Source organism: Leptospira alstonii serovar Sichuan str. 79601 (genome assembly GCF_000347175.1).
GTDB classification, from domain to species: domain Bacteria; phylum Spirochaetota; class Leptospiria; order Leptospirales; family Leptospiraceae; genus Leptospira; species Leptospira alstonii.
In genome coordinates this window covers 1-7,873 of the sequence record NZ_ANIK01000009.1, presented here as the reverse complement: position 1 = coordinate 7,873, position 7,873 = coordinate 1, and the positions used below count along the sequence as shown (strand labels likewise).

The window sequence follows — 7,873 nt, the reverse complement described above, 5'->3', positions numbered from 1 at the left end:
GGAAAAACACCTCAAGTAATGATAACGGCAGTCTCACGAGAGCTATCCGGTTTTCTTTGGGCAGCGATGAATCTAGTAGCTTAGAGTTAGAATAATGTTTCATCAAATGGTTTTATTCGTTAGAGAAGATGTACGATAAAGGAGGAATACTTGTTGACTCAGTGTTGAAGCAAATTTGAATTTCAAATTTGACCTTCGTTTTTAGACTAAGAACAGCTCCCGATGTATAGATTATCCTGCGGTATCCAACCCGCGAATATCAGTCTGATCAATCGTCGCGAATGCTTTTCTCTAACGAGTTAAACTATTTGATGATAAAAATGCGAAAAAATATTTACGGCTCGGTTGGGTGCGCCATATCAGAGTCAATGCGACGGATCCTGCACACAACGTAAGAAGTAATTTTTTAAACATTTGGTTTCCTCGTTTAAATTGATTCGTCTTGGAAGGATTTGTCTTCGGATTTCACTGAATCTAAAAGATAAAAATCGCAACAAACGAATTCAAAACTAAAAACCGGACTTCGTTTAACATTTCTCATTTTTTCGAAATAAATTAATGATCATTTGTAAAAAATTATTTCATGATTTTGCTCGCTAATGATTCGGTCTGAGTTCATATTATATTTTGAATCGATCGTATTATGGGATGCGGAGTAATTTAATAAAATAGAATTTCTTTTGACGTTTAAGGGCGCTGTTTGCTCAAGAATGGGAAAGTGTTGAATCGATTTTCGATTCTTTTCGAAGATCGATCAATTTCGGATTCTTTTTAGAGAACGTCGTTGATACAATATCCTAACACTATCAAAAAAAAATCGATTGGAATATAAACAATAGAGTTATTGAAAAATTCCACAATTCATATTATCAAACCGCGCGGGACCGTCTGTTCTAATGAAACAAAATGAGATCTAAAATTATTTTTTCAACAACTCTAATGTAATAAGGTCCAAAAGATACACCGACCTTAATCGGTAAGATTACTTTCAAAATTTATAAATCACCCCGTTTATCTTCTTACTAAGAATTATATAATAGAGTGCCCAAAATTCCGAGTCTAAACGGGGATTTGTGTTCAAATGGATATTACTCCATTTTATAGGAATCAATAAGAACGAGTCAAAAGATCGATCTTTTAAAAGGGAATCAACTCCGATATTTTAAAGAAATTTCCAGATCGACAGACTTGGTAAGAGTTCCGACATTGGAATCATTCATGGGAAAAATTCAGGAACTCAGTCCGGAACTCATCAATCAAATCGCGGCGGGAGAAGTCATCGAATCCGCGCATTCCGTACTGAAAGAACTGATGGAAAATTCCATGGATGCGGGCGCCACTCAAGTGGATGTGGAGTCCAAAGACGGAGGTCTTTCGCTTTTAAGAATTACGGACAACGGCTCCGGAATAGAACCCGAAGACATAGAACCCGCGCTGAAAAGACACGCCACGAGTAAAATTCGAGATTACTCCGATTTGGAAACCGTACTCAGTTACGGATTTAGAGGGGAAGCGCTCGCTTCCATCGCATCGGTGTCCCGCCTAACGTTGGAAAGCGGAGTCAAGGATCAAAAAACCGCGTGGAAAATTCTTTCCATCGGAGGAAACATTTCCGATAAGGAAGAGATTCCCGGATTTACCGGAACCAAAATTCTTGTGGAAGAATTGTTCTTCAATACTCCCGTGCGTAGAAAGTTTTTAAAATCGATTCGTTCCGAAGATAAGAAAATTCGAGATCGTATCACAACTCAAGCCCTCGCCAGGGAATACGTTCGGTTTCGACTTTTTCAGGACGGAAAAGAGGTCTTTGTTCTTCCTTCCAGAGAAAATAAAAAAGATCGAATCATCGATCTTTTCGGTGAGAATTTTCGGGATCATCTTTTGGAAGTAAGTCTGGAACGAGGAGGAATCAAAGCGCAAGGTTTTATCAGCGATCCCGATTTTTATAAATCCAATCGTACCGGACAGTTTATCTTTATCAACGGAAGGCCGATTGAAATCAAATACAGTTCCGTTCTATTAAAAAAAGCTTATGATGAACTTCTTCCTCCGAACGGTCATCCGTATTGTTTTTTATTTTTTGAGATCGATCCTTCGAGAGTGGACGTAAACGTTCACCCCGCAAAAAAGGAAATCCGCTTCTTGGATGAAGAAGGTTTCAACGGATTTTTTCTTACTCTCATTCAAAAGGAATTGAGATCCAGTACTCCGGTCAGTTTTTTAGAATTGAAAAAACGTCTTTTGAGACCCACCCCGTATACGTTTAAAACCAGTTCTCTTTATCAGGCTCATTCTTCTTCACGCGCGGGTGAAAGTCCTCTTCTTAGCCGAGACATGTTTGCGGACGTCCCAAGACAGGAAGGATTCGATTTAGATCGGATGGGACCGGGAGCTTCGCTTTCGGCTTTGACGGACGAAAGAGTAAAACATTCTTCTTTTGTTCCCAAAAAACACTTCGGGGTTTTGTTTGAGACCTTCATTCTCGCGGAAGCCGAAGACGGTTTTTATATCATCGATCAACACACGGCTCACGAAAGAATCCGATACGAAGAAGTCCTTCGTAAACTGGAAAAGAAAAATTACGGGATTCAACCGCTTTTGACTCCGATTCGGATCGACGTTTCCAAACAGGAACAAGAAGAAATTTTAAACCGAAGAAAAGAATATGAGGAAGTTGGAATATTCTTGGATCCACTCGGAGAAGATAGCGTGGTCCTCCGCGAAATTCCGGCGTATATGGAGCCGGGAGAGGAAAAAGAAATTATCCTGGATTTTTTAAACCGAACCGAAGGAAAGGAATCCAGCGAACCCGAGTTATACGACCTTATGGCGAAATGTGTGGCCTGTCGATCCGCGATCAAAAAAGGAGATCATCTTTCTGATCCGATTTTGGCCGAAATTTTAAACAGACTGAGTTATTGTGAAAATCCTTCCCGCTGTCCGCACGGAAGACCTACCTTAGTAAAGTTGAGCAGAGATGACCTCGAAAGAATGTTCCATAGAAAATGAAGAAGTTTCCGGCAAAGAACCGGATCGAGTTGTAAGAAAACTTTTCCGCCAGACGTTAGTCGGAATCGTGATTCTCGTTTTGGGAGTTGTGTTCCTCGCGCGTGTGTTTCCCGAACCCGTTCTCGCTTTCTCCCAGAAGTTCATAGAGATTACGGGAGTATTCGGAGTGGGGATCGGAATCATGCTTGCGGATTCCTTGCACGTATTCATACCACCCGATGTTTTTTTGATGATCGCGGTCGCCGGTAAATTGAATTCGATTCTTGTCATCGTTTCCGCTTCGATCGGAAGTTTGATCGGTGGAACCGTTTCTTATTTAACGGGAAGAATTATTTTACCTAAGATAGAAGGGGTTGCGAGTTTTGTTAAAAAACACGAACAGAAGCTCGAACACTATCTGCATCGTTACGGATTTTGGGCGGTCGTTTTAGCGGCTTTGACTCCTCTTCCTTATTCTTGGGTTTCTCTGGCTGCGGGTGCCATGAAAATGAGATATCTTCTTTTTTTTCAAGGTTGCCTTTTTAGAATTCCGCGTTTTATAATATTCTATTATTTGATTCAATTCGGTTGGGTCGGAGGCGGAATGTGAAACTTTTTACGAAGCCGGATTGTATGAAGAATCTTTTGAATCAAAGGTAGACTTTTGGAAACCAATCAACCTAATTTATTTCCTAAGACAAGAGAGGAAGTCATTCGGGAAAACTTGGATTTATTCGATCTTCCGATTCGAATCCAGGCTTTGATTGAAAATATTCTTCAGGGAAATATCCGAGAACAATCCTTGGTTTGTTGTCATAGCGCTTGCGACGTCTGTAACTCGACCATCCGCACCTGTCTCAGAAAAATCAAGAACGAGTTGGAAGTATCTTGAGCGACCTTTTTACAAAAAAGCCGATTCCTCCTCTCGCGCATAAAATCCGTCCTTCCAGTTTCGAAGAAGTGATCGGTCAGACGAAGGCGACAAAACAACTCGTCAATTATCGTTCTCCGGTTTCGATCATTCTCTACGGACCGCCGGGAACCGGAAAATCCACGTTAGCCGGAATCCTTTGCAGAAAATGGAATCTTCCTTTTGTGGAATACAACGCGGTTTCCACCGGAGTCGCGGAAATCAAAAAATTATTGGAAAGGGCGGAAAGGGAAGGAACGATTCTCCTTTTTTTGGACGAGATCCACCGTTTCAGCGCCTCCCAACAGGACAGCCTTCTGAAAGGTGTGGAAACCGGACATTTGGTTTTGATCGGAGCCACGACGGAAAATCCCGCGTTTAGAATCACAAGGCCGCTTTTATCCAGATGTCAGATCCTAAGGATAGAACCTTTGAGTCTGGAAGAGCAGACGTCCCTTCTCGAAAGAGGCATTCAAAATTTAGAATATTCAATTCGTATTGACCAAGACGCAAAGGAAACCTTGATCCGATTTTCCGGCGGGGACGGAAGAAAACTGCTTTCGAACTTGGAGGGCTTGAGTTTCAGTTTTCCCGAGGGCCATACGATTTCCAAATCCGACGTGGAGGAATATTTGGAAAGCCGCGTGATCGAGTACGATAAAAGCGGGGAAGGTCATTACGACGTGATTTCCGCCTTTATCAAATCGGTACGGGGAAGCGATCCGGACGCGGCTCTTTATTACCTTGCGGTTTTACTCGAAGGCGGGGAAGATCCGCTTTTTGTTATGCGAAGACTGATCGTTCTCGCGAGCGAAGACGTAGGAAACGCATCCGTGAACGGTTTGCCTCTTGCGGTTTCCGGCTTACACGCGTTAGAGGCGATCGGTATGCCGGAGGGAAGACTCGTTCTCGCGCACGTGACTACGTTTCTTGCCTCTTGTCCGAAATCGAACGCGAGTTATAAGGGACTCGGAGCCGCTCTCTCTTTCGTTAGGGAAAAAGGGACGGGAATTAAAATTCCGAATCGGCTTCGAAACGCTCCTACGTTTCTTCATAAAAAGGAAGGAGCTTCCCAGGGTTACCTTTATCCTCACGATTTCGGAGGATTTAAGGAGCAAAATTATTTTCCCGACGAATTTGCGGAGAACCCGCCCCGTTTTTATTTTCCGACCGGAAACGGAGCGGAGCTGAAACTTAAGGAATACTTGGATAAGGTTTGGGAAAAATCTCTTCGTCGAGGCGATTCCTAGAGAGGCGCGGCTCTTTCGTTTCCTTTAGTACGGGCTGATTATTTGTCGTAGAGCTCCGGGCGGACTTTCACTTGTTTGGTTTTGGATTGGAATGGTTTCAAGTCGGTTGTAGTTTCGTTTTCGATTTGATTTCGATTTGCGTCCGAATTCCGGCGATGCGCGATTTGGGGCGGCATCGGTGTTTCGTTTTTTTTGTATTCGGAATGGAACATATTGGATCGTAGGACCGACAAGGTTTAGTAAACGTTTCGTGCTTTTTTGGGAAAAACTGAAATCCTTTTTTTACGATCCGCGAGGGATCGAGGCGGGGTCAATAAATTGCTCCTCGATGAAACATTCGTATTTCCTTATGTTTTTCAATTTATTGACCGGAGACGAGAGCCCGACCCGTGAGTTTCGGAAACGTTTTGTCGAACGTACAAGTCGAGGGGCGCGGCCAAAAACGGTTTCAATTGAATTCCCGTTCCAATGCGGTCAATACCCGATCGTTTTGTTCGGGCCTTCCGATCGTGATTCGTATCGCGTTCAAGTCGTAACTCTTCAAGTCCCTCAGTATGATTCCCTGCTTTAATAGAGATCCGCAAATTTCCCCGGAGGACTTTCCGCGTTTCCTTGCAAATAACGTAATGAAGTTCGCGTAGGATTCGATAAACTCGACGTTTTGTTCGACTGCGAACTTTTCGTATCGTTTCATTTCTTTCCGATTGTTTTCCAGATACGATTCCACATGAGATTCGTTTTTGAGCGCTTCCGTTGCGGCGAGAGCCGAAAGATTGGCGACGCTGAACGGTGGGCGCATCTTATAAATATTGGAGATCAACTCTCCGTTTCCGATTCCGTATCCGATCCGCATCCCTCCGAGTCCGTAAACTTTCGAAAAAGTTCCCGTATAAAATACGTTCGGGAAAAGATCTGTGACTTCCTTTGCGGGTATGAATTTACTCGGATCCTTTTTGTTCGCGAATTCCATGTAAGCCGCATCAATAACGACTAACGTATCGGGAGAAAGTTGTCTTAAAAATTCGTAAACCTCCGATTTGGAAAGCGCGTCCCCGGCCGGATTGGAAGGGGTGCATAAGAAGACGATTTTAGGTCGGATTGATTTTGCGAGATCCAAGAACGCGTTCAGATCGTGTGGTACGGTTTCGGTGGAATGAATTTTCGCGCCGCACTGTAGCGCGTAGATCTTATACATCGCAAACGTGATTCGATTGATGAGTATCGAATCTCCCGGACTCAACACACATCTGCAGGCAAAGTCCAAAACCTGATCGCTTCCGTTGCCCGGAACGATTCGATCGGGGGTTAAGTCGAACTTGGATGCGAGCGCGGTTTTTAATTCCGAATAAGAATCGTCCGGATAATAGGACATTTTTGTGGCCTCTTTCCGTACCGCTTCTATAACCGTTTGCGCGCAACCGAACGGATTTTCGTTCGAGCCGAGTTTGATCACCCGATCCGGATCGATTCCGAACTCTCGAACCACGAGTTCGATCGGTTTTCCGGCTTCGTAACTTTTGAGGGATTTCAGATTGGGCTGAAATTGAATCATTTGCTCCCATGCTTTTTTTTCGATTCGTTTTTGGAAACCGATTTAAGACTAAAAAATTTATCTTCCCGAAAGGAAAATCGGGCTTACAGCGTTCTTTTTTAAAAAAGAAGCCATTTATACGCCGAATATAAGCGGATTTTGATTTCTTCCATTAGTATTTCATAATCTCCTTTTTATGGAGAAGCGAAAGAATTACAAAAGGTGAAAATTATGAAAAGTTTCTCAATCATTCCGATCTTTCTTTTTTTGTCGGGGACTTTAATCGATCTTCACGCACGTCGTGAAAGAGTCATCGAAAATCCTGTCGATATGGTCGATGGATCTTCCGAAAGTCAGGTTGTCAACCCTCCGGCCGAGTTATTCTATCGAGCCGAGACAATGGACCCGGAACAGCTTAGAGGTTCGGATGGATTTTGGTCGGCTGGAATGTCGGCAAGTCCGGGTAATTCCGATCGTTCCCTGTTCAATCACGTTTCTGCCGGAGCGCACTCCGGACGTTCGGCTTATATTAGCGCCACTAGAACTTTGAGAGACGCTCACATTTTCGGGAATTCGAACATCCCTCATGATTATTACATTTATCTAATTGCCGGAGGACGTAATATTTTCGACGTACAAGGTTCTCTGGGTCCTTACACTCCTCCCGATGCGAGAGGGGATGTTGTGGCATTGTACCGAATCACTTGGGGGCAGGTTTACGGTTGGTATCCTGTCAGCTTCGGTATTCAAGGCGCATTCGAACACAATCCTTTGTTTGATAGAGGGAGATACGGAAATACCGTCTCTTCGCCCGGATTTCCGGAACTGGCGGGGTTTCCCGAAGGCGATTCAAGATGGGGGAATTTGTTTTTTTCAAACGTTGTAGGATGCAATACCTCTTTACGAAACGCCGGAAGATGTTATTTGAAGAAGGGGATGTCGGAAACGGCGCAGAAAATTTACGATCTAAGCGCTAAGAATAGCAGGATACCGACTCTCCCGCTTTTTAAAACTCCCATCTCTCAAGTCGCATCCAGTAAAGGAACTTTTGTTAGTTTATCGGATTATATGTCCGGTCTTTGTTATGTTACTTCGAAAAATAAAATCGAATGTAGATCCGTATTGAACAACGGAAAACTTAGTTCCGTCAAAGAAACCACAATCGGCGATACGGGCTACGATGACTCGTATATG

The 7,873-nt window shown here is 43.5% G+C and carries 7 protein-coding genes; 5 read left to right on the top strand and 2 right to left on the bottom strand.

Translation table 11 applies throughout. The features are described from left to right. Positions 1-1,218 precede the first annotated feature (1,218 nt). The 4 genes from mutL to LEP1GSC194_RS02835 are packed head-to-tail and all read left to right on the top strand — an operon-like array spanning position 1,219 to position 5,148. A complete protein-coding gene (gene mutL, locus LEP1GSC194_RS02850) occupies positions 1,219-3,009 on the top strand; it encodes a DNA mismatch repair endonuclease MutL (protein ID WP_020772215.1) in 1,791 nt (596 codons plus the stop codon). Next, the gene (locus tag LEP1GSC194_RS02845; protein ID WP_020772214.1) at positions 2,978-3,598 is read left to right on the top strand and encodes a YqaA family protein; all 621 of its coding nucleotides are present in this window, start codon (positions 2,978-2,980) and stop codon (positions 3,596-3,598) included. Before mutL ends, LEP1GSC194_RS02845 begins: the two co-directional genes overlap by 32 nt. Before the next feature lie 54 nt (positions 3,599-3,652). After that, positions 3,653-3,880 carry a hypothetical protein gene (locus LEP1GSC194_RS02840; protein WP_017808415.1) on the top strand — a complete coding sequence of 76 codons (228 nt, stop codon included), beginning with the start codon at positions 3,653-3,655 and terminating at the stop codon, positions 3,878-3,880. After that, positions 3,877-5,148, top strand: a complete 1,272-nt coding sequence (locus tag LEP1GSC194_RS02835; RefSeq protein WP_020772216.1) for a replication-associated recombination protein A — start codon at positions 3,877-3,879, stop codon at positions 5,146-5,148. Before LEP1GSC194_RS02840 ends, LEP1GSC194_RS02835 begins: the two co-directional genes overlap by 4 nt. A 38-nt stretch (positions 5,149-5,186) precedes the next feature. On the opposite strand, the gene LEP1GSC194_RS02830 is transcribed toward LEP1GSC194_RS02835, so the two are convergent. Continuing rightward, complete coding sequence (locus tag LEP1GSC194_RS02830; protein WP_020772217.1) at positions 5,187-5,360, bottom strand: hypothetical protein; 174 nt, start codon at positions 5,358-5,360, stop codon at positions 5,187-5,189. A gap of 236 nt (positions 5,361-5,596) precedes the next feature. Beyond that, positions 5,597-6,700 (bottom strand): histidinol-phosphate transaminase, encoded by a 1,104-nt coding sequence (gene hisC, locus LEP1GSC194_RS02825; protein WP_020772218.1) that lies wholly within the window; start codon positions 6,698-6,700, stop codon positions 5,597-5,599. Positions 6,701-6,910: 210 nt separating this feature from the next. Between hisC and LEP1GSC194_RS02820 the strand changes: the two genes are divergently transcribed. After that, on the top strand, positions 6,911-7,873 hold a 963-nt coding region (locus LEP1GSC194_RS02820), incomplete at its 3' end, for an enterotoxin A family protein (RefSeq protein ID WP_020772213.1).

What these genes read in the sequence shown, in the direction of transcription:
- hisC (WP_020772218.1), bottom strand. Translation starts at nt 6,700, where the DNA reads ATGATTCAATTTCAGCCCAATCTGAAATCCCTCAAAAGTTACGAAGCC.
- LEP1GSC194_RS02845 (WP_020772214.1), top strand. Translation starts at nt 2,978, where the DNA reads ATGACCTCGAAAGAATGTTCCATAGAAAATGAAGAAGTTTCCGGCAAA.
- mutL (WP_020772215.1), top strand. Translation starts at nt 1,219, where the DNA reads ATGGGAAAAATTCAGGAACTCAGTCCGGAACTCATCAATCAAATCGCG.
- LEP1GSC194_RS02830 (WP_020772217.1), bottom strand. Translation starts at nt 5,360, where the DNA reads ATGTTCCATTCCGAATACAAAAAAAACGAAACACCGATGCCGCCCCAA.